Genomic DNA, 23,609 nt, shown 5'->3' with positions numbered 1-23,609 from the left:
TTATTTGTTGGCAGGATTGCGCGTTAAATAGAATTTAATTAGGCAATGATGCCAATAATGTGCGTTTTATCCAGATAAGTGGCGTTGTGATTGCGCAGCCCCCCCCGTACTCTGAGCGTCATTTTGGGCCCCTTGTGGCGGGCCCCACGGTTGGAGTTCTTATGAAGCAGTCCCAATGGTCATCCCGGCTCGGTTATATCCTGGCCGCCGCCGGTTCCGCAGTCGGTCTCGGCGCTATCTGGAAGTTCCCCTATGTGACGGCTGCCAACGGCGGTGGCGCCTTCCTGCTGGTGTTTCTGCTGTTCAGCTTCACCCTGGGGGTGGCGGTGTTGATGGGGGAGACCTTGCTCGGCAGCCTGAGCCGGCGCGGGGTGGTGGGGGCCTTCGGTGCACTGATGGGCAAGCGCTGGCGCTGGGTCGGCGCCATGGGGCTGCTCAGCAGCCTGCTCATCTATAGCTTCTACAGCGTGGTGGGCGGCTGGACCCTGGGCTACACCGGCATGGCGCTGGCGGGCAGTCTGCAGCACGGCGACGGCGCGGCCCTCACCGCCCGCTTCAACGACTATGTGGGGGATCCGCTCTGGCCGGTGCTGACCCACCTGCTGTTTGCCGGGCTCACCTGGTGGTTCGTGCAGGGAGGCGTGCAGAAGGGGGTGGAGCGCACCCTGCGCTGGATGATGCCGGCCCTGTTCATCATGATCCTGATGCTGGTGGCCTTCGGCCTTACCTTGCCCAACGCCATGGCCGGGGTGCGCCACTTCCTGATGCCGGATTTCAGCAAGCTCGGTATGTCCGGCGTGCTCGACGCCATGGGGCTGGCGTTCTTCTCCCTCTCCATCGGCCTTGGCATTCACACCACCTATGGCGCCTACCTGCCCTCCAGCGATGGGGTCGGCCGCTCCAGCCTCTGGGTGGTGCTGCTGGCAAGCCTCATCGCGGTGCTGGCGGGCTTGATGATCTTCCCGGTGCTGGCGGCGACCGGCATCGATCCCGCCTCCGGCCCGGGTCTCACCTTCATGACCATGCCGGCGGTGTTCCAGCAGTTGCCGTTCGGCCAGGGGCTGGCGGTGGTGTTCTTCGCCTTGCTGGTGGTGGCGGCGCTGTCGTCGGCCATCTCGCTGCTGGAACACCTGCAGTGCTTCGTCAGCGAGAGCCTGGGTTGGTCACGGCGGGCCGCCTGCGGCCTCATCACCGTGCTGGTGATGGCGGGAGGCATTCCGGTCAGCCTGTCGTTCGGGCCCTGGGCGCAGGTGACCCTGTTTGGCAAGAACATCTTCGAGCTGCTCGATTTCGTCACCTCCAACCTGATGATGCCCATGTTCGGCTTGGCGCTCACCCTGCTGCTGGGTTGGAAACTGGGGCGCCAGGCGCTGCCCGCCGGGCTGGCGCTGCACTGGCGTACTCTGGTGATGGGCTGCTGGCGCTGGCTGGCGCCGCTGCTGATCGGCGGCATCCTGGTGCGCGGGCTGGTGTAATCAGGGTTGGCGGATGGGCTGCTGCGGCTGCGGGTGACGGTCTCTGACCTTGTCGATGGCCGCCTGCCAGCGGGCGATCACGGCGTCATCCTCGCTCTTCGAGAAGACGATGTAGAGCCAGTTCTCCTGCAGCAGCAGCCCGGAGTTCACCACGCTGCGGGGGGAGAACTTCATCTTGGCCAGGATGGCCGGCATGATCTGCTCCCCCATGGGGAAGGCGTCTATCTTGCCGAGCATCAGTCGTTCGATGGCATCTTCGATGGTCTGGCAGCGCACCAGGTTGGTGTAGCCCTCGCGGGTGAGCAGCTCGTCATCGGCATTGCCGAGCAGTACGCCGACCCGCGCCAGCTGGCGCAGCTGGGCCAGATCGGTCAGCGGCTGGCTGCCCCTGGCTTGGTAGATCACCACCCGGTTCAGAAACAGCGGCCCCACCCACTTGAACTGGGGTTCCCGCTGGGGCGTGCGCAGAATGACGAACAGGGCGAAGCCGGGCTCGACCCGGGTCAGCGCCAGCGCCCGCTTCAAGGGATAGATCTTGATGGGGTAGTCGACCCCCATCTCCTGCTGGGCCTCCTGCACCAGTTGCACCGCCAGCCCGCCGAGCTTGCCGTCGCTGGTGTGGGTAAAGGGGGGCAGCTCGTGGCTGAGCAGGGTCAGCGGGGGTTGCGTGGCCTGCGCCAGGCCGGGCAACAGTAGCCAGGGCAGCAGCCATTTCATCCAGTATCCGGTCAGGTGCGTAACGTCGGTACATCCATGTTGCGCAAGGGAGTGGCAGGGCTGGTCGGTCCCATCCGGTTGCACCGAACCCGCCCAAGCTAAGACTATTATCGTTCAAGGCTGTGGGCGGGGAGGCTGCGGCGCTGATTTTTGGCGCCGGCCGGGTGAAAACAAACTTTTATTGGCTACATGAAAAAAAGTTTGGTCATGTTGTGTCAATTTTTCTTTCCATGGTTTAGGCTGTGATCCCTTTTCAGCATTCAGATCAGATTATTCATGTCACGTCGCGTTGCCCTGTTCGGTCGATTTTTTAGCTCGCAAGAGAGGTGACCTTGCACGCGCAGCTTGTCTGAATGTTCATTGCAAAGGTCGCCATCAGGCGGCCTTTTTTGTTGCCCCGCCCAGCGCGGTTACCCATGGAGTATCGATGTGATGTTGTCTTGCCCGGAGGTTGTATGAGCCAGGTTCAGTGGTCTTCCCGTATCGGTCATGTGCTGGCCGCCGCCGGTTCGGCGATCGGCCTTGGCGCCATCTGGAAGTTTCCCTATGTGACGGCCACCAACGGCGGCGGTGCCTTCCTGCTGATGTTTCTGCTGTTCAGCTTCACCCTGGGGGTGGCCGTGCTGGTGGGTGAGACCCTGCTCGGCAGTCGCAGCCAGCGCGGGGTGCTCGGTGCCTTCCACAAGCTGGTGGGGCCGAACTGGCGCTGGATGGGGTACATGGGGATCCTGTGCGGCTTCTTCATCTACAGCTTCTACAGCGTGGTGGGCGGCTGGACCGTGGGTTACGCGGCGCTGGCGGTGAGCGGGCAGCTCAACCTGAGCGAGGGCACGGCGCTGACCGCCTTGTTCAATGGCTATGTCAGCCACCCCTGGTGGCCGGTGCTGACCCATCTGGTGTTTGCCGGGCTCACCTGGTGGTTCGTGCAGGGGGGCCTGCAGAAGGGGGTGGAGCGGGCGCTGCGCTGGATGATGCCGGCCCTGTTCGTGATGATGATGCTGCTGGTGGTGACTGGCCTCTCCATGCCGGGCGCCATGGCCGGGGTGCGCCAGTTCCTGCTGCCGGACTTCTCCATGCTGACCGGCCAGGGCGTGCTGGACGCGCTGGGGCTGGCCTTCTTCTCCCTCTCCATCGGGCTTGGCGTGCACACCACCTATGGTGCCTATCTGCCGAGCAGCGAGGGTGTGCTGCGCTCCGGCGTCTGGGTAGTGACCCTGGCAAGCCTCATCTCGGTGCTGGCGGGGTTGATGATCTTCCCGGTGCTCGCCTCCACCGGTATTGACCCGACTGCCGGGCCAGGGCTCACCTTTATGACCATGCCGGCGGTGTTCAACCATCTGCCGTTCGGCCAGGGGCTGGCGGTAGTGTTCTTCTTGCTGCTCTTGGTGGCGGCGCTCTCCTCCTCCATCTCCATGCTGGAGCACCTGGTACGCTTCACCACCGAGGAGTGGGGTTGGTCGCGGCGCGGTGCCTGCCGGGTGCTGACCCTGCTGATCATGGCGTCCGGCATTCCGGTCAGCCTGTCGTTCGGCCCCTGGAGCGAGCTGACCCTGTTCGGCAAGACCATTTTCGATCTGCTGGACTATCTCACCTCCAACCTGATGATGCCGCTGTTCGGTCTGGTGCTGACCCTGCTGCTGGGCTGGCGACTGGGTGAGTCCGTGCTGCCTGATGGCCTGTCGCCGCTGCTGCGTGGCTGCCTGCTCTGGTGCTGGCGGCTGGTGGCGCCGCTGCTGATCGCCGGCATCCTGGTGCGCGGGCTGCTGTAACCGCGGCCCGGCTGACCGGGCCTAGTTGGGGGGCGTGGTGGGTAGACGGGGATTGAGGTGGGAGCGGATCTGCAGCAGGGTCTTGTGGTACTCCTCGGCGTGGTGCTCCATGAAGGAGGCGCTGTGGTTGAGGCGCCGCTCCAGCCGATCCACCAGCAGGGCCACCCTGGGGGCGGCCATGCCGGCCGGCCAGCACAGTTGCAGCAACTCCAGCAGTTGCCAGGCATCGCCGGGCAGGGCGGGGAACTCCTCCTGCAGGGTCAGCGCATACTGCACGGCCAGCTGGTGCTGGCCCGCCGCGCTGGCCCGCTGCCGTTCCTGGCGCAGGTAGGTCAGCCGCAGTTCGCGCCGCTCCAGCTGTTTCATGAAATCGCCGATGACCTGCTTGAACAGCTGCTGTACCAGCGGGGCCGGAGCGACCCTGGCCTGATACTGGCTGAGCTGGCTCAGGTAGCGCTGGGCGTGGTGGGGCAGGCCGCAGAACTGGCTGACGGCAAAGCCGAGCAGCTGGTTGAGGTGGTGATCCCGTGCGCTCTCCGGCGGGTGCTTGGCGAGCAGCAACAGGGCCTCGTCGAAGCGATAGTCCAGGCTCAGCATCAGCGCCTTGAGCAGGGCCTCCTCGTGGGCCCGCAGGGTCACCGCCTGGCTGAGGTAGCGATACTCCTGCTGCAAGGCCCTGATCCGGGCGGCGCTCGGGTAGTGCCAGAGCACCGCCAGGCTGGCATTGAGGATGAAGTTATCGATGGACACCCGGAACTTGTGATCGCCGAAGAAGCGCAGGCTGAGGGCGTTGGCCTGCTCCAGCGCCTTGCCCTCGTCCTTGAGCAGCAGCGCCAGCAGAATGGCCGCCTGGCGCCACTCCGGTTGCCAGGCCTGCTTTTGCAACAGCAGGGTGAGCACGTCCCAGGCCCCTTCCCATTGCCGTTCGTGCAGCAGACAGGCCAGCGCCAGCTCCAGTTGCAGGGGGGCTGGCAGCCGTTCCCGGTTGCGGGCCAGATCCTTGCGCGCACTCTCCAGCTTGTTCAGCCCCAGCAGAGCGTGGATCAACCCCTTGCGCGGCCACCAGGCATCGTGCTCCGTGGTGCAGACCGCGTAGTGCTGGGCGGCGTGAAAGTGATCCTGCTGCTGCAGCAGCATGTAGCCCTTGATCCTGTCCAGCAACGGCCCCAGCTCCCGGTATTTCTGCTGTTGGTAGAGCAGGTCCTCGCACAGGGCGCAGCTGACCTGCCACTCCCTGAGCTTCATCGGGGCGGGCAGGGTGCGGGTCAGCCCGGTCAGCTGCACCAGTTCGCGCAGGCTGGCGGTGAGCTGATCGGCGGTGAACGGCATGGGCAGCAGCAGCGGAAAGTAGAGGTCGGAAGGGGGAAACTGCAGCTGATCGTGATCCTCGTCCAGCAACAGCAGCACGCAGCCCGGTTCGAGCAGACCCAGATAGTGGGCCTCCTGCAGCAAGCGCACCCCCTCACGGGCCTGATGGTGGTACTGGCGGCAGATGACCACATCGAACGACTGCTGGCGCAGCAGGGTGGGCAGGGTTGCCAGCTCCTTGCAGTGGGTCAGCTGGGCGGGGGTGATCCCCTGCTCATTCAGCCCTCGGGAGAGGGCCGTGCTGAGCATGGCATCATCTTCGATCAGGAGGATCTGCATCCTTGGCGCTCCTTGGCTGGTTCAGGGTACGGACAAGTATGGCATGTTGCCGGAGTCAAAGAGCTACCACGCTCGACGCCAGCCTGCGGGCGGTCAATTCCTCCCCGGCGTCAGGCACCTGGCGGGTTGATGAGAAACACCACAGCGCCGCGATAGGCCGCCGAGTCGGCCAGCCTGCTTTCCCACGTTTGATCCCACTCGCCTCCCTGCACCAGCCCCACCTTGAAGGGCAGGGTCAGCCGCGTCAGCGCCTGCAGGTAGCGCGCGTAGCCCGGCTCGGTGCGGCGGCCGCGATAGGTCTGCACCACCAGCTCGTCGACCACGCCGGCAAGGGCGTTGAGGGTGGCGACGTCGCCGGTGCGGGTCCAGTCCAGCAGGCCGGTGATGCTGATGGCGCAGTCGGCGGGAAGCTGGCGGCGGAGCTGGCGCAAGAACTCGCCATAGTCCGCCAGCCGGTGGGTGCGGGCATCAAAATCGATCTGGACGCCGCGCACCCCATTACCCTTGCGCTGCCAGGCTGCCAGCTGGTTGGTCAGGCTCTTGAGCAGGGCCTCATCCCAGTCGAGTCGTTCCACCCGGTAGGCGAGCCAGAGCTCCTTTACCGGCAGCTTGCTCGGCGCTATGCCTTGCCCCTGAAAACGCACGGGCTGGCGCGCATCGAGCGGGCCTATCTCCCCCTGATGCAGATAGAGCCGCTCGGCCTGCTGCAGCACCGGCTGGGGCCTGACCCCGGCCCACAGCCAGAACTGGCGGTAGTGGCTCGCCTCGACGGCGGCGCTGGCCTCGGCGCCCAGCAGCGCCAGCATCACCAGTAATATTTGAGCTGCTTGGCCCACTGGCTCGTTCCGTACTGGCGTTTGAGGGTGTTGAACCAGCCCTTGCGCTGGCTGAGGGGGATCTCTTGGCTGCCGCAGCTGTTGTTGCCGCTCGGGGCGTAACAGTTGATGGCGCGGTAGAGGGCGTAGGCTTTCTCCTCCTTGGCGGCCTTGGGGCTGGCGATCACCTGTTGATACCAGTCGAGCCGGCTGCGCTGCTGGCCGGCAAACAGATCCCGGCTGCCCGCCAGGGTGTCGGCGCCCGGCCGCTGCAGGAGCGGATCCCAGTCCAGCCCCTGGCTCAGGAAAAACTCGCCGAGGCAGTTGAGTGCCTTGGGCGATTTGGGGTTGTCCGCCAGGGTGGTGACCACCGCCGTGAGCGCCGGGCACTGATACTCCTGGCTCCCTTGCCAGTCAAACGGGGCGGCCAGCGCCAGATCCTGCAGGAAGCCCCGGTAGTCGCCGTGGGTCAGCTGCTTGTAGCGCAGGGTGTGGCCGGCGCGCTGGCGCAGGGTGTCGGAGGCCTGCTCATCCTGCACCATGCGGCGCAGCAGCGGGGCCGGTGCCACGTATTCCAGCAGCGGAATGCGGTAGTGATCGCTCTGGATGGGGCTCTCCTTGGCGAACACCTGCTCCAGCCGGCCGGCCCGCTCCAGGGTCATGGCCAGCGCCAGCTGCAGCAGCTGATCCTGCAAGGGGGTGGGCTGGCTGGCGAGCAGGGCGCGCCACTGCTGCTCTGCCTCGGGCAGTGCCTGACTGGCCGCCAGCGCCATGCCCTTGAGCACCTGCTGGCTGAACGCCAGGTTGTCGAGTGGCCCCTTGTCGAGGGTGGGAGCGGCGGCGATGACGGCGGCATAATCCTTGGCGAGATAGTAGCGCTCGGCCTGCTGCAGATAGGCGAGCCAGGCCGGGTTGCTGGCAAACTGGGCGCTCTGTTGCGCCAGCTCGCCGCTTTGCAGCGGTTGCCACTCGTCCCAGCTCTCGTGCAGCCGCAGCCGGCGCAGATCCTGCACCAGGGTCAGCTGCGGCATGGCGGCTGAGCCGGTGAAGCCGGGCTGCATCAGCAGCTTGAGGTCTATTTCGTTGAGCAGCTCCGGGTTGCCCGGCTGGCGGCTCGCCTGCTGGAACAGGCCGGCCAGCGCCGCTTCGTCCCCCTTGAACCAGGCGAGCCGGCGCAGCAGCCCGTTGGCGGAGTCGAGATAGCGCCCATCTGGGTAGCGACTGCGATAGTCGGCGATGAACTGCTCGGCACGCTGCACGGCGGCCTGGTCAATTTGGTTGCGATCCAGGGTGCCCCAGTCATCGAAGGCGCTTTGCTGGGACTGGTTGAGGGCGACCCGGATCCGCATGTAATCCGCCGTCTCTTTCAGCCAGGGCTGATCCTGCCCGGTGAGAGCGGCAAACAGCGCATCGGCCTGGGCGAACTCCCCCTGATAGAAGAGTCGGCTGGCGGCCAGGTAGTTGGCAAAGCCCTGGCCGACGGCCGACAGCGGCGCGGCCTTGTCCTCCGGCGCCGTGGCCGTTTCGGCCTGCTGGGCGCACTGGCCCAGCATGGCCAGCCGCTGGCGGGCCAGCTGGCTGCGCTCGTCGGCGCCAAGCGCCGGGGTGTCGACCAGCGCCTGCAGGAAGGCTTCGGCCGCGATGGGGTTGTTGCTGATGCAGCGCCCCTCGCTCCAGCCGGCGGCCCGCTCCAGAGCGGCCTGGGTGGTGCTCTGCTCGATGCCGAGACCGGCGGCCAGCGCCAGCAGGGGATCCGGCCCGGTGGGGGCCGGCTCGGCTTGGGCTGGGTTGAGCAGGGCCGGGTTGAGCAGATCCTCGATGGCGAAGGGCAGCGGCAGCGGCGCCTTGGGCAGCGAGAAGGCCTGCTCATCGGCCAGTAGCAGCGCCAGGTTGGTGCGGGTGTCGTTGTCAGGGGAGAGGAACGGCAACCCGTTCAGATGGCACTGGGCGGCGGTCAGTTGCAGGGTGAGCGGCGTCTCGCAGCCATCCGGGCCGCAGGCCAGGGCGGGCAGGCTGCACAGGGCCAGCCACAGGGGAGTCAGTTTCATCGGCGCTTCCAGCAGGAGTCGGGATGCTGGCACGCTACAAGATGCCTTCGCCCCTTTCAACTGACCATAGGGGCAGGTAGGCCGCCAGCGGACTTACTGCAGACCGGGCCCTTTGGCCGAAAAGGGGCAGTCGCGCTGCTGGATCAGTTGCTCTCCCGAGCCCGCCGCCCCCTGCCAGTGCAGGGCGAGCTGGCCGAGGCGGCCCAGGTGGCGCAGCTCGAATTCGTAGCGCAGACAGGGATCGGCGAGGGGCAGGCTGGTCATGCCGGCCGGCAGCCGGTAGTCGTAGCGCAGCAGGGGACCGTCTGTCAGCGTGCTGCGGCTGGGCAGCAGCCCCTCTGCCGTGGGGACGGGGGCGCTCAGCCGGCGGCGCAGGCTGAGGGGGGCATCGATCGCCTTCTGATAGTGCAGGCCGTTCATGGCCGCCAGCTCCTCTTCCAGCCGTTGCAACTCCCCCTCCAGCCCGCTCAGCGCGGTCCCCAGCTGTTGATGAGCGGGGGAGGCGCAGCCCCCCAGCAGCAGGGTGAGGAGCAACAAGGGGGCGCGGGTCGGGTGCATGGGCTCTCCTTTGAGCGCACGGATGGGCTGGGCCGGGGCTGACTATAGCAGGGTATTGGTGGGCGGCGCGGCGCGCAGCAGACCGGCGAGCCGCTCCAGCCCCTCGGCGACGCGGGCGTCGGTGGCCGGTTGGCTCAGGCTCAGCCGCACGCCCTGCGGCGCGGCAAACTGGCCGGCGGCGAAGTGTTCCCCGCTCGCCACGCCGACGTCAAGGGCGTTGGCGGCCTCGGCAAACTCCTGGCTGCGCCAGGGTTCCGGCAGCGGCAGCCAGGCGTGCATGGAGCCGGCCTGCCAGCAGGCCCCCGGCAGCAGGTGGCGCAGCAGCTCGCCGCGACGTGCCAGGATCTGCCGCTGCTGCTCTACAAGAGGCATGATCTGGCGCTGGCTCACCAGCTTGCAGGCCAGCTCGATGAGCAGCGGGCTCACCATCCAGCTCGACAGCCGCATCGCCTGGGCGAAGGCGCCGCGCAGGGCTGGCGGGGTCAGCACGAAGCCGACCCGCAGGCCGCCGCAGGCGATTTTGGCCAGGCTGCCCAGATAGATGACCCGCTCCGGCGCCAGGTTGACCAGCGGTGTCACCGGCTGCTGGGGTAGCAGGCCGTTGACGTCATCCTCGATGATCAGCAGGTCGTGGCGACGGGCGATGGCGATGATGGCCTCGCGCCGCGCCAGGCTCATGGTGGCGGTGGTGGGATTTTGCAGGGTAGGGGTGAGGTAGAGCAGCTTGGCGCGGCGGGTGCGGCAGGCCGCCTCCAGCGCGTCGGGTAGCAGCCCCTCTGCATCCATCGCCAGCCCCACCACCTGATTTTTCAGCTGACGGGCGTTGCCCAGCATGCCGGGGTAGCTGAGCCCTTCGCAGAACAGGGTCTCCCCCACGCAGCCGGTGGCCAGCAGGGAGAGCATGATGCCGTGCTGGGCGCCGTGGCTGAACAGCAGATACTCCTCGCTGCCCGCCACCCCCTGCTCGGCCAGCCAGTCGATGAACAGCTGGCGCTGGCTCGGCTGGCCCGCCTCCTTGTCATAACCGAGCAGGGCGTTGAGATCCCCGTCCGCCACTTCCGCCAGCATGGGACGAATGATGGCGGCCCGATCCAGCTGCACCGGCAGGTTCTGCCACAACTCGATGCGGTGCCCCTCCTCCTTGCGGATCACCCAGGCGTTGGCCGGATCCTCATGCTCCCCCTTGACCCAGGTGCCGTGCCCCACCCGGGCGGCCAGCAGCCCGCGCCGCTCCGCCTCGCCATAGGCGCGGGTGACGGTGCCGACGGTGACCCCCAGCTTGTCCGCCAGCGCCCTGTGGGTGGGCAGCCGGGTCTCGGGCGGCAGGGAGCCGTCCTGAATGGCCTGCTCGATGGCCTTCACCAGTTTGAGGTAGAGGGGGCCGGCGAAAGGGGTGAGGTCCGGGGTCCAGATTGTCATGGTGACAATAAATCCATTGATCGAAATGTATCGGCAATATAGCGTGATTTTGAACCCGATAACAACCAAAAGTGGCACATTGTATCGATACAATGTGCGCAGTTCAGGAGTACAAAGATGACGATCGAATGGTATGCCACCCTGTTTGGCTTTGCGTTGCTCACCTGTGGCACGCCGGGCCCCAACAACCTCATGCTGACCGCCTCCGGCGCCAACTTCGGGGTGCGTCGCACCCTGCCTCATCTGATTGGTGTCGTGGTGGGACAACCCGTCCTGCAACTGGTGCTGGCGCTGGGGCTTTATCCCCTGTTCGAGCGCTGGCCGCTGCTCAAGCTGAGCCTGCAGGTGCTGGGCAGCCTCTATTTGTTGTGGCTGGCGTGGCGCATCGCGGTGGCCGGCGCTCCCGGTGATCCGGAACGACGTTCGCGCCCGCTGACCCTGCTGGAGGGGCTGGGCTTTCAGTTCCTCAACCCCAAGGCCTGGATGATGGGGATCTCCGCCATCAGTCTGTTCAGTCTGCCGGGCAGTGCTTACTGGCCGAGTCTGTGGGGCATCATGGCCGTCTTCCCCATGGCGGGATTGCCAGTCTGCTTTGCCTGGGTGCTGTTCGGTCATCAGCTCAGTCGCTGGATCAACTCTGACACAGGCTGGCGCCGCCTCAACGGCAGCCTGGGGGCGCTGACCGCGCTCTGCGTGGTGATGCTCTGGTACTGAGTGCTGCCAGGGGCCGCATAAAGATGCGAAGAAAGTGCATTTGCGGCCTTGTCTGACGGGCACCGGCTCTGCATATTAGAAGGCTTGTCGCCGAGTCGGCGCCCTGCATCATCAAGAGGTTGAGATGGATCTGAACTGGTTGCTTCCCCTGGCGGGCTTTGCCCTCATCACCTGTGGCACGCCGGGCCCCAACAACATGCTGCTTACCAGCGCCGGTGCGGCCCAGGGCTTTCGCCGCAGCGTGCCCCTGCTGGTGGGCGTGGTGGGGGGGATCAACCTGATGATCCTGGCCACGGCGCTGGGGCTGGGGGTGATGTTCGAGCAGCTGCCGCTGCTGCACGACGGGCTCAAGCTGATGGGGTCGGCCTACCTGCTCTGGTTGGCCTGGAAAGTGGCGACCGCCAGCGGCCCGGCCGAGGGCAACCGGCCGCTGATCCCGGCCCATCAGGGGGCCATGCTGCAGTTGCTCAACCCCAAGGCGTGGATGATGGCGCTCTCCGCCATCAGCGGCTTCACCCTGGCGGGAGAGGCTTACTGGCCCTCCGCCATCTGGGTGCTCGGCATCTTCTTCGTGACCGGCCTCTATACCGGGGCCTTCTGGGTGCTGTTCGGTGCCCAGGTGCGCCGCCTCATCCGTACCGCCAGAGGCTGGCGTCGTTTCAATCTCGGCATGGGGGTCGCCACGGCGGCCTGCGTGCTGATGATCTGGATTTAGTCCGGGCCTGCGCCCGGGCCTTTACCGGCTGTCTTGTTGGCCCTGCGGGGCCTTTTTTATTCACGGGGCGGTGCCATGACGCGCGCCGCCCTCTGCTCGGTTTGCACGATCGATTTACACGATCGGCTTACACAAGGAGGTCCCATGAAATGTATCGGTCTGCTGGGTGGCATGAGCTGGGAGTCCACCGTCAGCTATTATCAGGCGCTCAACCGGGGCGTGCGCGAGCGGCTCGGCGGCCTGCACTCGGCGCGGGTGCTGCTGAGCAGCGTCGACTTTGCCGAGATAGAGCGGCTGCAGCATATCGGGGACTGGCCCGCCACCGCCCGTCTGCTGGCGGCCGAGGCGCGGGCCATCCAGGCCGGCGGCGCTGACTTTCTGCTGATCGGCACCAACACCATGCACAAGGTGGCGCCCGAGATCGAGGCCGCCATCGATATCCCGTTGCTCCATATCGCCGATGCCACCGCGCGTCAGCTGCAAGCGGACGGGATCCAAAGGGTCGGTCTGCTCGGCACCCGCTTCACCATGGAGCAGGATTTCTACAAGGGGCGCTTGCAGGACAAATTCGGGCTGGAGGTGCTGGTGCCCGGCGAGGTGCAGCGGGAGCGGGTACACCGCATCATCTATGACGAGCTGTGCCTGGGCGACATTCGCGATGCATCGCGGGCCGAGTACCTGGCCATCATCAGCGCGCTGGCCGACGCGGGAGCCCAGGCGGTGATCCTCGGTTGCACCGAGATAGCCCTGCTGGTGGGGGAGGCCGCGGCCGCGGTGCCGCTCTACGATACCACCGCCATTCACGCCGAGGCGGCAGTCACTCTGGCGCTGGCTTGACGACAGGGGCCTGCTGGCAAGCGGATAAGCCAGAAATTGTCCGGCCGCCGGCTCGGCAGGGCTTGACCTTGCCGCAGGGTTGCTGCTTAGGCTGAAGCTCCGCTTTGGCCAACGAGGAGTGACTCATGCAGCGTCGCGATTTTCTCAAATTCTCCACCGCCGTCGGTATCGCCGGCGCCCTGCCCTGGTGGGGGCGGGCGGTTGCCGCCGAGCGGCCAGCCCTGCCGATTCCTGCGCTGCTGGAGGCGGATGCCAGCGGCGTGTTTCAGCTCAGAGCCCAGCCGGGCCAGATGCAGTGGCGACGCCAGCCGACTCATAGCTGGGGCTACAACGGCAACCTGCTCGGCCCCACTTTGCGTGCCCGTCAGGGGCAGGCGGTGCGAGTCCGGGTTGCCAACCAGCTGGCGGAGACCACCACGGTGCACTGGCACGGGCTGGAGGTGCCCGGCACCGCCGATGGCGGCCCGCAGGCCAGCATCCCGTCCGGCAAAGAGTGGCAGGCGGCGTTTCGCATCGAGCAGCCGGCGGCCACCTGCTGGTATCACCCCCACACCCACGGACAGACCGGCCATCAGGTGGCCATGGGGCTGGCCGGGCTCTTCATCCTCGACGACGAGGAGAGCCTGCGGCTGCCGCTGCCCCAGCGCTGGGGGGTGGACGACATCCCGCTGGTGTTGCAGGACAAGCGGCTCGATGGGCGGGATCAGGTGGACTACCAGCTGGACGTGATGAGCGCCGCGGTCGGCTGGTTCGGCGATCTGATGCTGACCAACGGCGCCCTCTATCCGACCCACGACGCTCCCCGTGGCTGGCTGCGCTTGCGGCTGCTCAACGGCTGCAATGCCCGCTCTCTCAAGTTGGCGGCCAGTGACGGCCGCCCCTTGTATGTGATCGGCAGCGATGGCGGCCTGCTGGCGGAGCCGGTGGCGCTGAGCGAGCTGGCGCTGCTGCCGGGGGAGCGCTTCGAGGTGATGGTGGATGCCCGCAACGGCAAGGCGTTCGACCTGCTCACCCTGCCGGTACGCCAGATGGGGATGACCCTGGCGCCGTTCGATGCGGCCCTGCCGCTGCTGCGGATCCGGCCCTCCCTGATCGAGGGCAAGGGCCGCTTGCCGGACAGCCTGGTCCGGCTGCCGGCGCTGCCCGCCCCCCAAGGCTTGCCGAGCCGCACCCTGACCCTGTCGATGGATCCCGAGCTGGATCGGCAGGGGATGCAGGCGCTGATGAGCCGCTACGGCCACGGCGCCATGGCGGGCATGAGCATGGCCCACGGCGATACGGGCGCCATGGCCGGGATGAAGATGGACGGGCAGGGCGACGGGATGGCCGAAATGTCGATGGCGGGGATGGATCATGGCGAGATGGCCATGCCAGCGGGCGAGATGCAGCACGACACCATGGCGGGGATGCAGGAGGACAAGGGCAGTGCCAAGCCGCTGGATCTGCACGGCGGCAACCGCATCAACGGTCAGGCCTTCGCCATGAACGACCCGCAGTTTGCGGTCAAGCGCGGCCGCACCGAGCGCTGGATCATCTCGGGGGAGGGGGACATGATGCTGCACCCCTTCCATATTCACGGCACCCGTTTCCGGATCCTGAGCGAGAACGGCCAGCCGGTGGCCCCGCATCGCGCCGGCTGGAAGGACATCGTCAAGGTGGAGGGCGGGCGCAGCGAGGTGCTGGTGCGTTTCGATCACACGGCGCCCAAGGAGCGGGCCTACATGGCTCACTGTCATCTGCTGGAGCACGAAGATACCGGTATGATGCTCTCGTTCACGGTGGAAGAGTAAAAAGAATGGCCCGAACGGGGCCATTTGTTCATTTCACTGGTCAGATCTCACTATCTACGCACGCCACATACCCCTCGGCATAAAAGCGTGTAAAATTGCGCCCTGAATTTTCCGGCCAGCGCGCGCTGGCCGCGACTCCTTACCTGCAAGGCTGACACTGTGACTGAAGTAGATAGATTCGCGGACATTCGCCCCTACCGCGATGAGGAAGTGCCGGCAGCCATCGAACGGCTGATCCGGGATGATGAATTTGTCGGCGCCATCGCCAAGTATCGTTTCGGCTCCCTGATGAGCTGGCTGGGCTGGGCCATCCGCCCGCTGATCCGCCAGTTCCTGCGCTACAAGTGGTCCAAGGTGACCACCATCCATCAGGTGCAGATGGGGGTGACCCGCTACATGAGCCGGATGATCGCCACCTCCACCCAGGGGGTGACCTTCTCCGGGCTCGAGCATCTGAAGAAGGAGCAGGGCTACCTGTTTGTCTCCAACCACAGGGACATCGCCATGGATCCGGCGTTCGTCAACTGGGGGCTGCACACCCATGGTTTCGATACCGTGCGCATTGCCATCGGCGACAACCTGCTGCGCAAACCCTGCGCCACCGAGCTGATGAAGCTCAACAAGAGCTTCATCGTCAAGCGCTCCGCCAAGGGGCCGCGGGAGATGATGAAGGCGCTCGGCGAGCTGTCGGCCTACATCGGTCAGTCGGTGCACGAAGGCCACTCCATCTGGATCGCCCAGAAGGAAGGGCGCGCCAAGAACGGCGATGACAAGACTGATCCGGCCATCCTCAAGATGTTCTACGTGGACGGCAAGAAGCAGAAGATCGAGTTCGTCGACTACATGCGCAGCCTCAATATCGTGCCGGTCAGCATCAGCTACGAGCTGGATCCTACCGACAAGGCCAAGGCGCGCGAGCTGTACGAGAAGTCGGTCAACGGCAGCTACGAGAAGGGCGAGTTCGAGGACATCGAGAGCATTGTCGCCGGCATCGTCGGCCAGAAGGGGCGGGTACATGTCTCCTTCGGCGCCCCCATCACCGAGGGCTTCAGCGATCCGGATGAACTGGCTGCGCTCATCGACAAGGCGATCTGGGGCAACTACCGCCTCTTCCCGGGCAACTACCTGGCTGCAGATGTGTCCGGCAAGGCCAACACCATCGAGCAGGCTGCCTTCCTGAGCCGTCAGTCGGAGGTGCCGGAAGAGCACAAGGCCATCTGGCGCGCCATGTACGCCAAGCCTGTGGAGAACGCCAGCAAGGCTTGAATGGCACCGGTTATCACCAGGTGATGCGAAAAAAACGGGAGCAGATGCTCCCGTTTTTGCGTCTGGTCAAAGTCGACGGTGCTGGAGTAGTGAATAATATTGTTTCAGCTGGTACGATCACTGGGCGAACGCGCTTGCGCCTCTTGGCAAGCCGCAGATGAGTGTGTAACAGTGCACTCATCCCGCTTGATACGAGCAAATGCTCTATCTCTGTCTGCACGGATTGCAGGCGGTGTGACACAAGGACCTCAACAGGGTCCTTTTTCATTTTGCGGCTAAGATGTCGCCTGAATACACCTAAGGAAGCGCCATGATCACCGGCAGTCTGAACACCCTGCAGCGCACGCCGCTGCCCGCCCCGCTGGACCGCATCATGGTCGATGTGGTGCAAAGCGTCGAACAGTGGCTGCAGGCGCCGCTCGGCAAACAGGAGATCGACGGCCTCACGCTGTTCTGCCTGGTGAGCGAAGAGCTGACCGAGCCGGCCGCGGATCGCCGTGGCGAGTTCCATCAGCAGTATCTGGACATCCAGTTGCTGCTGCGTGGTGAAGAGTGGATCGGGGTCGGGCCCCATGGCTATGTTGTCGAAGGCGCCGATCATCCCCATCCCGACCTCTGGTTCGTCGAGGACGAACAGACCAGTTATCTGGCGTTGCAGCCCGGCGACTTCGCCATCTTCTGGCCGGGAGAACTGCATCGCCCCCTCTGCACCCCCAACCAGCCGGCTCAGGTGAAGAAGCTGGTGGTCAAGGTGCACCGGGATCTGCTGGCCGGCCTGTGACCGCTGGCGCAGCCTGGCTGAGACGAGTGCCCGGAATCATCCGGATTTGCACTTAACATATTGAAAAATTGGGCGCACTTTCCTGCGACCATAAGCCCCCGGCAGGGGAATCCCATCCACTTTGGATGACACGACACTGTCGGCATAAAGCCGAAGCACAGGAAGATGTAGAACATGAGCAAGTTGGTATTGATCCTTAACTGCGGTAGCTCTTCCCTGAAATTTGCCGTAATGGACGCCGAAACAGGTGAGGACATGCTGTCCGGCCTGGCCGAATGCTTCAATCTGGATGATGCACGTATCAAATGGAAACTCCACGGGGTCAAGGGCGAAGCCATGCTGGGCGCGGGCGCCGCGCATCAGGAGGCCCTCGATCACATCGTGGGTCACATCCTGCCGCAGGATCCGACCCTGGCCGAGCAGCTGGTGGCCATCGGTCACCGCATCGTGCACGGTGGCGAGCAGTTCTCCCGCTCCGTTCGCATCGATGACGGCGTGATTGCCGGCATCGAAGCCGCCATTCCGTTCGCCCCCCTGCACAACCCGGCGCACCTGATCGGCATCCGTGCCGCGCTCAATGTGTTCCCGGCGCTGGCAGAGAAGAACGTGGCCGTGTTCGACACCGCCTTCCACCAGACCCTGCCACAGGAAGCCTACCTCTACGCGCTGCCCTACAAGCTCTACAAAGAGAACGGCATCCGTCGTTACGGCGCCCACGGCACCTCCCACCGCTTCATTGCGGAAGAGACCGCCAAGGCGCTGGGCAAGCCGCTCTCCGAGCTCAACATCATCAACTGCCACCTGGGTAACGGCGCCTCCGTCTGCGCCATCCGTGGCGGCGAATCCGTCGACACCTCCATGGGCCTGACCCCGCTGGAAGGGCTGGCGATGGGCACCCGCTCCGGCGACATAGACCCTGCTGTGGTCTTCTTCATGCACGACCAGCTCGGTTACAGCGTGGAGCAGATCAACCACACCCTGACCCGCGAGTCCGGCCTGCTGGGCATGACCGAGGCGAGCAGCGACTGCCGCTACGTCACCACCAACTACGCCACCGACGCTGGTGCCAAGCGCGCGCTGGACGTGTTCACCTACCGGGTGGCCAAGTATGTCGGTGCCTACGCTGCCGCCATGGATGGTCGTCTGGACGCCCTGGTGTTCACCGGTGGTATCGGTGAAAACGCCGCCATGGTGCGCGAGATGGTGCTGGCCCGTCTGGCCCTGTTCGGCTTCAAGATCGACAAGGAAGCCAACAACGCCGCGGTACTGGGCGGTGAAGGCCCCATCACGGCCGAAGGCAGCCGCCTGGCGCTGGTGATGCCCACCAACGAAGAGCTGGTCATCGCCCGCGATGCCCTGAGCCTGGTCGGCTAACGCCCCCTCGCTCCCAGACAACGCCCGGCCCCTGCCGGGCGTTGTCGTTTGTGGCGGCCGTGACGCCGGCTGTCATTTGACATGGGGTGGCAGATACGTACCCTGACCGCAGTTTCACGCACAGGAGGATGGGATGAAGGAGATGTTTTTTCGCTGGCTGGCCGGGCTCGGGCTGGAGGTAACCGGCATGATGGGGCTGGTGATCGCTCTGGGCTTTATCGTGCTCACCTCGCTGTTGCTGCACATGTTGCTGCACCGGGTGCTGCTGGTGCGGCTGGTGGGCGTGCTTGGCAAGACCAAGCAGGTGTGGCTGCCGCCCCAGTTGCAGCAGCGGCTGTTCTACCGGCTCGCCTTCGTGCTGCAGGGGGCCGTGCTGCTCGGTCAGGCCGAGATCTGGCTGCCGCGCAACTCCGACAGCCTGCAACTGATCGAGATGGTGGCCCAGCTCTGGATCCTGCTGTTCTTGCTGCTCTCCCTGTTCGCCCTGCTCGACTGCATGCTGTCGGTGAGCCGCTACACCCGGCTCGGGCGGGATCTGCCCCTGCGCGGTATCTTCCAGGGGGTGAAGCTGGTGGGCAGCATCCTGGTGGGCATCCTGATGATCGCCCTGCTGCTCGGCAAGTCGCCGCTGTTCCTGTTCAGCGGTCTGGGTGCCATGACCGCAGTGCTGATGTTGGTGTTCAAGGACCCCATCCTCGGGCTGGTGGCCGGCATCCAGCTCTCCGCCAACCGCATGCTGAGCGTCGGTGACTGGCTGCAGATGGACAAGTACGGCGCCGATGGCGAGGTGACCGACATCGGCCTCACCACGGTCAAGGTGTCGAACTGGGACAAGACCATCACCACCATCCCCACCTATGCCCTCATCTCCGACTCCTTCAAGAACTGGCAGGGGATGACGGAGTCGGGTGGCCGGCGCATCAAGCGCAGTGTCAACATCGACATGACCAGCGTGCGTTTCCTGACGGCGGACGAGCAGCTGCAGCTCAAGCAGGCCCAGCTACTGGCGCCCTATCTGAGCCGCAAGGAGCAGGAGCTGAGCGCCTACAACCAGCAGTTGAGCGACGCCATCAGCTGCCCCATCAACGGTCGTCACCTCACCAACCTCGGTACCCTGCGCGCCTATCTGGACGCCTACCTGCGCGCCCACCCCGGCATTCGCAAGGACATGACCCTGATGGTGCGCCAGCTGGCACCGACCTCGGACGGCCTGCCGCTGGAGATCTACTGCTTCACGGCGACCACCGCCTGGGCCGATTACGAAGGGATCCAGGCCGACATTTTCGACCACATCTTTGCCATCATTGAGCAATTTCATCTGCGGTTGCACCAATCTCCCACAGGTTACGATATGCGCGCCTGGCAAAAGGGGTAAACGACCGACCGGCAGGGGCTGGCGGCGGATAAAAAAAGCGATATTAATCGCCGACCCGCCGCCACTTGTCAGTTGAAATTTGTCCGGCAGAGGAGAAAAATGGCGGCCTTCTCTTCGCCCCCCGGATCGCCCGCCGCTCCCGGGTCAGCCCAGAGTCTTGAACCACGTCATCCATTACAGGAAAGTTATGAAGCTCCTCCACAATACTGCGGCCGCGCTGTGCTGCAGCCTCCTCTTGGGCGCCGCGCCTGCGCTCGCTGTTGAATACGCCCTGCCTGCGGCCAACAGCCGCCTGGTGGGTGAAAATCTGGAATACGTGGTCCCGGCCGAAGAAAACGGCCAGCCGCTGGAGGCCGCTGCCGCCAAATTCCAACTGGGGCTGACCAACATGCTGGAGGCCAACCCCAAGGCGGATCCCCTGCTGCTGCAGACCGGCGAGAAGCTGATCGTGCCGCACCAGCTGATCCTGCCGGATGCGCCCCGTGAAGGCATCGTGCTGAACGTGGCCGAGATGCGCCTCTACTACTACCCGAAAGGCAAGAAGGTGGTGGAAGTGCTGCCCATCGGCATCGGCCAGCTCGGTACCGACACCCCGGAAAACTGGGTGACCAGCGTGCAGCGCAAGAAGGCGGGCCCGACCTGGACCCCGACCGCCAAGATGCATGCCGAATATGCCGCCCGTGGCGAAAGCCTGCCGGCAGTATGGCCGGCCGGCCCGGACAACCCCATGGGGCTGTTCGCGCTCTACATCGGCAAGATGTACGCCATCCACGGCACCAACGCCCAGTTCGGCATCGGCCTGCGGGTGAGCCACGGCTGCGTGCGCCTGCGCAACGACGACATCGAGTACCTGTTCAAGAAGGTGCCGGTCGGTACCCGCGTGCAGTTCGTCAACCAGCCGATCAAGGCCAGTGTCGAGCCGGATGGCCGCCGCTACCTGGAAGTGCATCAGCCGCTCTCCCGCAATCAGGAGGAGTTCAACTCCAGCCTGCCTGCGCCGCTGCCGATGACCCCGGCGGTGACCCGCTTCATCGCCCACGCTGACAGCGACTCCCAGCTGGTCAAGCAGGCGCTGGAGCAGCGCAGCGGCATGCCGATCGCGATCAATCGCTGATTGGTGCTTGCCGAGATGGCCCCGACCTCTGGTCGGGGCTTTTTTTTGCGGCCGTGGCGAGGCTGTGCCGCGGCTCGTGCCCGGCGGATAAGCAGTTGCTGCGTCAGGATAAAATCTGGTGGAACGGGGCAAAGCTGGTCTGTTGGTTAAAGATGAAACGTTTATATTGTGTTTTCTGTTTGTTAAAAAAGGTTGAGGTCATGGGATCTGCTGATTAAGCTAGGGCGGTTTTTTTAAGGAAGAGCCCGTCGTCAGAACGGGTACACACGTCACATAACGGAGTTTTGAATGACAGCCAGCACACCCATGCTCATCACCTTTCTGGTGTACATCCTCGGGATGGTCCTGATCGGCTTTATCGCCTATCGCGCCACCCGCAACTTTGACGACTACATTCTCGGCGGCCGCCGGATGGGGAGCTGGGTGACCGCCCTCTCCGCCGGTGCCTCCGACATGAGCGGCTGGCTCCTGATGGGCCTGCCGGGCGCCGTCTTCATCGGCGGCATCTCCGAGAGCTGGATCGCCATCGGCCTCACCCTGGGCGCCTACCTCAACTGGCGCTGGGTCGCCGGCCGGTTGCGGGTGCATACCGAGAAGAACCGCAACGCCCTGACCCTGCCGGACTACTTCACCTACCGCTTCGAGGACAAGAGCCGGGTGCTGCGCATCCTCTCCGCTCTGGTGATCCTGCTGTTCTTCACCATCTACTGCGCCTCCGGCGTGGTGGCCGGTGCCCGCCTGTTCGAGAGCACCTTCGGCATGAGCTATGACACCGCCCTCTGGGTCGGCGCCGCGGCCACCATCACCTACACCTTCTTCGGCGGCTTCCTCGCGGTGAGCTGGACCGATACGGTGCAGGCCACCCTGATGATCTTCGCCCTGATCCTCACCCCGGTGTTCGTCATCATCGCGGTGGGCGGCATCGACACCGCCATGGTGCAGGTGGCGGCGCAGAACGCCAGCAACCTCGACATGTTCAAGAACCTGGACTTCATCGCCATCATCTCGCTGATGGCCTGGGGCCTGGGCTACTTCGGCCAGCCCCACATCCTGGCGCGCTTCATGGCGGCGGATTCCCACCACTCCATGGCCAATGCCCGCCGCATCAGCATGACCTGGATGGTGCTGTGCCTGGGCGGCGCCGTGGCCATCGGCTTCTTCGGCCTGGCCTACTTCTCCACCTTCACCGAACAGGCGGCCGGCGTCACCGGCAACCCGGAGCGGGTCTTCATCGAGCTCTCCAAGATCCTGTTCAACCCCTGGATCGCCGGCGTGCTGCTCTCCGCCATCCTGGCGGCGGTGATGAGTACCCTCAGTTGCCAGCTGCTGGTCTGCTCCAGCGCCATCACCGAGGATCTCTACAAGCCGTTCCTGCGCAAGAACGCCTCCCAGCAGGAGCTGGTGTGGGTCGGTCGTGCCATGGTGCTGGTGATCGCGCTGATCGCCATCAGCGTTGCCATGAACCCGGAGAACCGGGTGCTGGGGCTGGTGAGCTACGCCTGGGCCGGCTTTGGTGCCGCCTTCGGCCCCGTGGTGCTGCTCTCCGTGCTCTGGTCGCGCATGACCCGCAACGGCGCCCTGGCGGGCATGCTGGTCGGTGCCCTGACTGTCATCGTCTGGAAGCAGTTCGGCTGGCTGGGGCTCTATGAAATCATCCCTGGCTTCCTCTTCTCCGGACTCGCCATTGTGGTGTTCAGCCTGCTGGACAAGGCCCCCTCCAAGGCCATGCTGGAGCGCTTCGACGACGCCGAGCGCGAGTTCCAGACCCCGCCGGATGCGCTGGGTCAGCCGGTTGTCGTCAACTGAGTCGGCTATTGCAGATAACAAAAAGCCCCGCGATGCGGGGCTTTTTTATGAGCAAGGGGACCAGTTCACCCAGCTTGCAACAAAGTCGCTGGGCCTCTCGGATAAAGCTGGCCCATTCCAGAACCTCGACCCGGTAGGCGCGATACTTGTCGCTCCGCCTGGGCTCGGGCAGCAGCCCGTAAAGACGGACAGCCTTTGGGGTGGTGCCCGCCAGCCGGGCAAATTCGCCGATATACATGGTGCTGCTCGCAAAGGTGGTTTGAGAGGTGCCCACTATAGGTCAGTGGCTGGCGGGAGAGAATCCCCATGGAGGAGCTGTCGGCGCAGTGCATTGTACAGCAGCGCTCTGGATGTGGCTTTGCCCCATAGAATGCGAGGGCCTTGCCCTCGACGGGGTTTCGCCCGCCCTTCGGGCCGGGGCGAGTGACTCTGGCGAACTAGACAGGGCTACCTGGTGACCGAAAGGGGCTCCCCAAGCGGATTTCCCGATCCTTGTTTATGTCGTGGCGTGTTTATACGCGATGGTATGAATACGCTTCTCTAATTGAATCTACAGGCTGACACTTAAACATTTTTAAGATTCTTCTGCCTCATTACTAATTGCAGCTTCATGCTCTTTTCTTTGTTTAAAAATGTCAATTATGAAATGCATGGGCACTGGCAACCTGTAATGCCTACAGCCAGTCAATATAATCGGCCAAAATGAAAATTTAAAAGCGCTCATTTCATAAACTTTATTTGATTGCTCACACTCACTAACCAACTGCTCAATCAATTTATCTGGCTCTTCGGTCACGCATACATCAGATAACGTTGCACCATGCATTTTATTGAAAAGGTAAAAGTGGTCTTCAGATGATTCATCCAGAAAGTACACTTGAAAGTTACAATGCGGTAAAAATTCTTCTTTAATTTTTTTAACTACTCCATATGGCTCTGAGAAGCCCATAATCGCTGAAAAAGTAGAGATGTAGGGGTATAAGATTGAACCTTTAGTTACACTTTTTTTATATTCTTCGGTTTTATTAATGGGATGTTCAATCAATTCAGCGTAGCTTTGTATGGTTGTCGGGTATTTGTCGCCCATCTCAAACATTTGATAGATTTCTCGCGACATATTGCTTAACCAATAATTTATATCATTCCAATGTCTATTATCGAGAGACAGAAACCAAACGGCTAATACTAAATCTATCGCTTGATCATCTTTGTATGGTGTAAACAAAAGAGGGTTGTTTACGATTAACTGCTTAATGCTATCTTGATAATTAGCTACTGCTTCTGAAAAAAACTTACTAGCGTTTTCATTTTCTTCGGGAATTCAGATAATAAGTGCGACACTCATGGATGAATGGCGAGAGGTGGCCAACTGCTGATTGGTGGTACCCT

The 23,609-nt window shown here is 63.9% G+C and carries 20 protein-coding genes; 12 read left to right on the top strand and 8 right to left on the bottom strand.

Features of this window, described 5'->3' with window-relative positions; translation table 11 throughout:
* Nucleotides 1-161: 161 nt before the first annotated feature.
* The gene (locus OKC29_RS14230; RefSeq protein ID WP_073351693.1) at nucleotides 162-1,475 is read left to right on the top strand and encodes a sodium-dependent transporter; all 1,314 of its coding nucleotides are present in this window, start codon (nucleotides 162-164) and stop codon (nucleotides 1,473-1,475) included.
* Here OKC29_RS14230 and OKC29_RS14225 read toward each other — a convergent pair whose 3' ends face one another.
* Nucleotides 1,476-2,192, bottom strand: coding sequence for a substrate-binding periplasmic protein (locus tag OKC29_RS14225; RefSeq protein ID WP_073351691.1), 717 nt, complete (start codon nucleotides 2,190-2,192; stop codon nucleotides 1,476-1,478).
* Nucleotides 2,193-2,647: 455 nt separating this feature from the next.
* Here OKC29_RS14225 and OKC29_RS14220 point away from each other — a divergent pair, with 455 nt between their 5' ends.
* Complete coding sequence (locus OKC29_RS14220; RefSeq protein ID WP_029304843.1) at nucleotides 2,648-3,961, top strand: sodium-dependent transporter; 1,314 nt, start codon at nucleotides 2,648-2,650, stop codon at nucleotides 3,959-3,961.
* A 21-nt stretch (nucleotides 3,962-3,982) separates the two neighbouring features.
* Here OKC29_RS14220 and OKC29_RS14215 read toward each other — a convergent pair whose 3' ends face one another.
* The 5 genes from OKC29_RS14215 to OKC29_RS14195 all read right to left on the bottom strand — a co-directional run bounded on the left by OKC29_RS14215 (nucleotide 3,983) and on the right by OKC29_RS14195 (nucleotide 10,448).
* Nucleotides 3,983-5,608, bottom strand: coding sequence for a hypothetical protein (locus tag OKC29_RS14215; protein WP_073351689.1), 1,626 nt, complete (start codon nucleotides 5,606-5,608; stop codon nucleotides 3,983-3,985).
* 110 nt (nucleotides 5,609-5,718) lie between these two features.
* Entirely contained in the window at nucleotides 5,719-6,444 is a 726-nt protein-coding gene (locus OKC29_RS14210; RefSeq protein WP_073351687.1) for a DUF3142 domain-containing protein, read from the bottom strand.
* Nucleotides 6,414-8,471: a hypothetical protein gene (locus OKC29_RS14205; protein ID WP_162275774.1), complete on the bottom strand. Its 2,058-nt coding sequence runs from the start codon at nucleotides 8,469-8,471 to the stop codon at nucleotides 6,414-6,416. Before OKC29_RS14205 ends, OKC29_RS14210 begins: the two co-directional genes overlap by 31 nt.
* 93 nt (nucleotides 8,472-8,564) lie before the next feature.
* Nucleotides 8,565-9,029, bottom strand: coding sequence for a hypothetical protein (locus tag OKC29_RS14200; RefSeq protein WP_073351682.1), 465 nt, complete (start codon nucleotides 9,027-9,029; stop codon nucleotides 8,565-8,567).
* Nucleotides 9,030-9,071: 42 nt separating this feature from the next.
* Nucleotides 9,072-10,448: an aminotransferase-like domain-containing protein gene (locus OKC29_RS14195; RefSeq protein ID WP_073351680.1), complete on the bottom strand. Its 1,377-nt coding sequence runs from the start codon at nucleotides 10,446-10,448 to the stop codon at nucleotides 9,072-9,074.
* A gap of 117 nt (nucleotides 10,449-10,565) precedes the next feature.
* Between OKC29_RS14195 and OKC29_RS14190 the strand changes: the two genes are divergently transcribed.
* The 10 genes from OKC29_RS14190 (at nucleotide 10,566) to putP (ending at nucleotide 22,220) form a co-directional block, all read left to right on the top strand.
* Entirely contained in the window at nucleotides 10,566-11,162 is a 597-nt protein-coding gene (locus tag OKC29_RS14190) for a LysE family translocator (protein ID WP_073351678.1), read from the top strand.
* Between the two features lie 124 nt (nucleotides 11,163-11,286).
* Nucleotides 11,287-11,877 (top strand): LysE family translocator, encoded by a 591-nt coding sequence (locus tag OKC29_RS14185; protein WP_073351676.1) that lies wholly within the window; start codon nucleotides 11,287-11,289, stop codon nucleotides 11,875-11,877.
* Between the two features lie 144 nt (nucleotides 11,878-12,021).
* Entirely contained in the window at nucleotides 12,022-12,714 is a 693-nt protein-coding gene (locus OKC29_RS14180) for an aspartate/glutamate racemase family protein (protein WP_073351674.1), read from the top strand.
* Between the two features lie 125 nt (nucleotides 12,715-12,839).
* Nucleotides 12,840-14,504 (top strand): multicopper oxidase CueO, encoded by a 1,665-nt coding sequence (cueO, locus tag OKC29_RS14175; protein ID WP_073351673.1) that lies wholly within the window; start codon nucleotides 12,840-12,842, stop codon nucleotides 14,502-14,504.
* Between the two features lie 159 nt (nucleotides 14,505-14,663).
* Nucleotides 14,664-15,770, top strand: coding sequence for a 1-acyl-sn-glycerol-3-phosphate acyltransferase (locus OKC29_RS14170; RefSeq protein WP_073351671.1), 1,107 nt, complete (start codon nucleotides 14,664-14,666; stop codon nucleotides 15,768-15,770).
* A 310-nt stretch (nucleotides 15,771-16,080) separates the two neighbouring features.
* The gene (locus tag OKC29_RS14165; protein ID WP_073351668.1) at nucleotides 16,081-16,551 is read left to right on the top strand and encodes a YhcH/YjgK/YiaL family protein; all 471 of its coding nucleotides are present in this window, start codon (nucleotides 16,081-16,083) and stop codon (nucleotides 16,549-16,551) included.
* Between the two features lie 174 nt (nucleotides 16,552-16,725).
* Nucleotides 16,726-17,925, top strand: a complete 1,200-nt coding sequence (locus tag OKC29_RS14160; protein ID WP_073351666.1) for an acetate kinase — start codon at nucleotides 16,726-16,728, stop codon at nucleotides 17,923-17,925.
* Between the two features lie 133 nt (nucleotides 17,926-18,058).
* Nucleotides 18,059-19,300, top strand: coding sequence for a mechanosensitive ion channel family protein (locus OKC29_RS14155; RefSeq protein WP_011707327.1), 1,242 nt, complete (start codon nucleotides 18,059-18,061; stop codon nucleotides 19,298-19,300).
* A gap of 187 nt (nucleotides 19,301-19,487) precedes the next feature.
* Nucleotides 19,488-20,414 (top strand): L,D-transpeptidase family protein, encoded by a 927-nt coding sequence (locus OKC29_RS14150; protein WP_073351664.1) that lies wholly within the window; start codon nucleotides 19,488-19,490, stop codon nucleotides 20,412-20,414.
* A gap of 288 nt (nucleotides 20,415-20,702) precedes the next feature.
* Complete coding sequence (gene putP / locus OKC29_RS14145; protein ID WP_073351662.1) at nucleotides 20,703-22,220, top strand: sodium/proline symporter PutP; 1,518 nt, start codon at nucleotides 20,703-20,705, stop codon at nucleotides 22,218-22,220.
* Here the strand turns inward: putP and OKC29_RS14140 are convergent.
* Entirely contained in the window at nucleotides 22,213-22,458 is a 246-nt protein-coding gene (locus tag OKC29_RS14140; RefSeq protein ID WP_123785046.1) for a MerR family transcriptional regulator, read from the bottom strand. The genes putP and OKC29_RS14140 overlap by 8 nt on opposite strands.
* Nucleotides 22,459-22,794: 336 nt before the next feature.
* Nucleotides 22,795-23,445 (bottom strand): hypothetical protein, encoded by a 651-nt coding sequence (locus OKC29_RS14135; protein ID WP_270669309.1) that lies wholly within the window; start codon nucleotides 23,443-23,445, stop codon nucleotides 22,795-22,797.
* Nucleotides 23,446-23,609: the final 164 nt, after the last annotated feature.

This window comes from Aeromonas sp. QDB34, from assembly GCF_027705405.1.
Taxonomy (GTDB): Bacteria; Pseudomonadota; Gammaproteobacteria; order Enterobacterales; family Aeromonadaceae; genus Aeromonas; species Aeromonas hydrophila.
This window is presented reverse-complemented; position numbering and strand designations above follow the sequence as displayed.

Coding starts and splice junctions, on each gene's coding strand:
- OKC29_RS14230 (WP_073351693.1), top strand. CDS start 162: ATGAAGCAGTCCCAATGGTCATCCCGGCTCGGTTATATCCTGGCCGCC.
- OKC29_RS14225 (WP_073351691.1), bottom strand. CDS start 2,192: ATGAAATGGCTGCTGCCCTGGCTACTGTTGCCCGGCCTGGCGCAGGCC.
- OKC29_RS14220 (WP_029304843.1), top strand. CDS start 2,648: ATGAGCCAGGTTCAGTGGTCTTCCCGTATCGGTCATGTGCTGGCCGCC.
- OKC29_RS14215 (WP_073351689.1), bottom strand. CDS start 5,608: ATGCAGATCCTCCTGATCGAAGATGATGCCATGCTCAGCACGGCCCTC.
- OKC29_RS14205 (WP_162275774.1), bottom strand. CDS start 8,471: ATGAAACTGACTCCCCTGTGGCTGGCCCTGTGCAGCCTGCCCGCCCTG.
- OKC29_RS14200 (WP_073351682.1), bottom strand. CDS start 9,029: ATGCACCCGACCCGCGCCCCCTTGTTGCTCCTCACCCTGCTGCTGGGG.
- OKC29_RS14195 (WP_073351680.1), bottom strand. CDS start 10,448: ATGACAATCTGGACCCCGGACCTCACCCCTTTCGCCGGCCCCCTCTAC.
- OKC29_RS14190 (WP_073351678.1), top strand. CDS start 10,566: ATGACGATCGAATGGTATGCCACCCTGTTTGGCTTTGCGTTGCTCACC.
- OKC29_RS14185 (WP_073351676.1), top strand. CDS start 11,287: ATGGATCTGAACTGGTTGCTTCCCCTGGCGGGCTTTGCCCTCATCACC.
- OKC29_RS14180 (WP_073351674.1), top strand. CDS start 12,022: ATGAAATGTATCGGTCTGCTGGGTGGCATGAGCTGGGAGTCCACCGTC.
- cueO (WP_073351673.1), top strand. CDS start 12,840: ATGCAGCGTCGCGATTTTCTCAAATTCTCCACCGCCGTCGGTATCGCC.
- OKC29_RS14165 (WP_073351668.1), top strand. CDS start 16,081: ATGATCACCGGCAGTCTGAACACCCTGCAGCGCACGCCGCTGCCCGCC.
- OKC29_RS14160 (WP_073351666.1), top strand. CDS start 16,726: ATGAGCAAGTTGGTATTGATCCTTAACTGCGGTAGCTCTTCCCTGAAA.
- OKC29_RS14155 (WP_011707327.1), top strand. CDS start 18,059: ATGAAGGAGATGTTTTTTCGCTGGCTGGCCGGGCTCGGGCTGGAGGTA.
- OKC29_RS14150 (WP_073351664.1), top strand. CDS start 19,488: ATGAAGCTCCTCCACAATACTGCGGCCGCGCTGTGCTGCAGCCTCCTC.
- putP (WP_073351662.1), top strand. CDS start 20,703: ATGACAGCCAGCACACCCATGCTCATCACCTTTCTGGTGTACATCCTC.
- OKC29_RS14140 (WP_123785046.1), bottom strand. CDS start 22,458: ATGTATATCGGCGAATTTGCCCGGCTGGCGGGCACCACCCCAAAGGCT.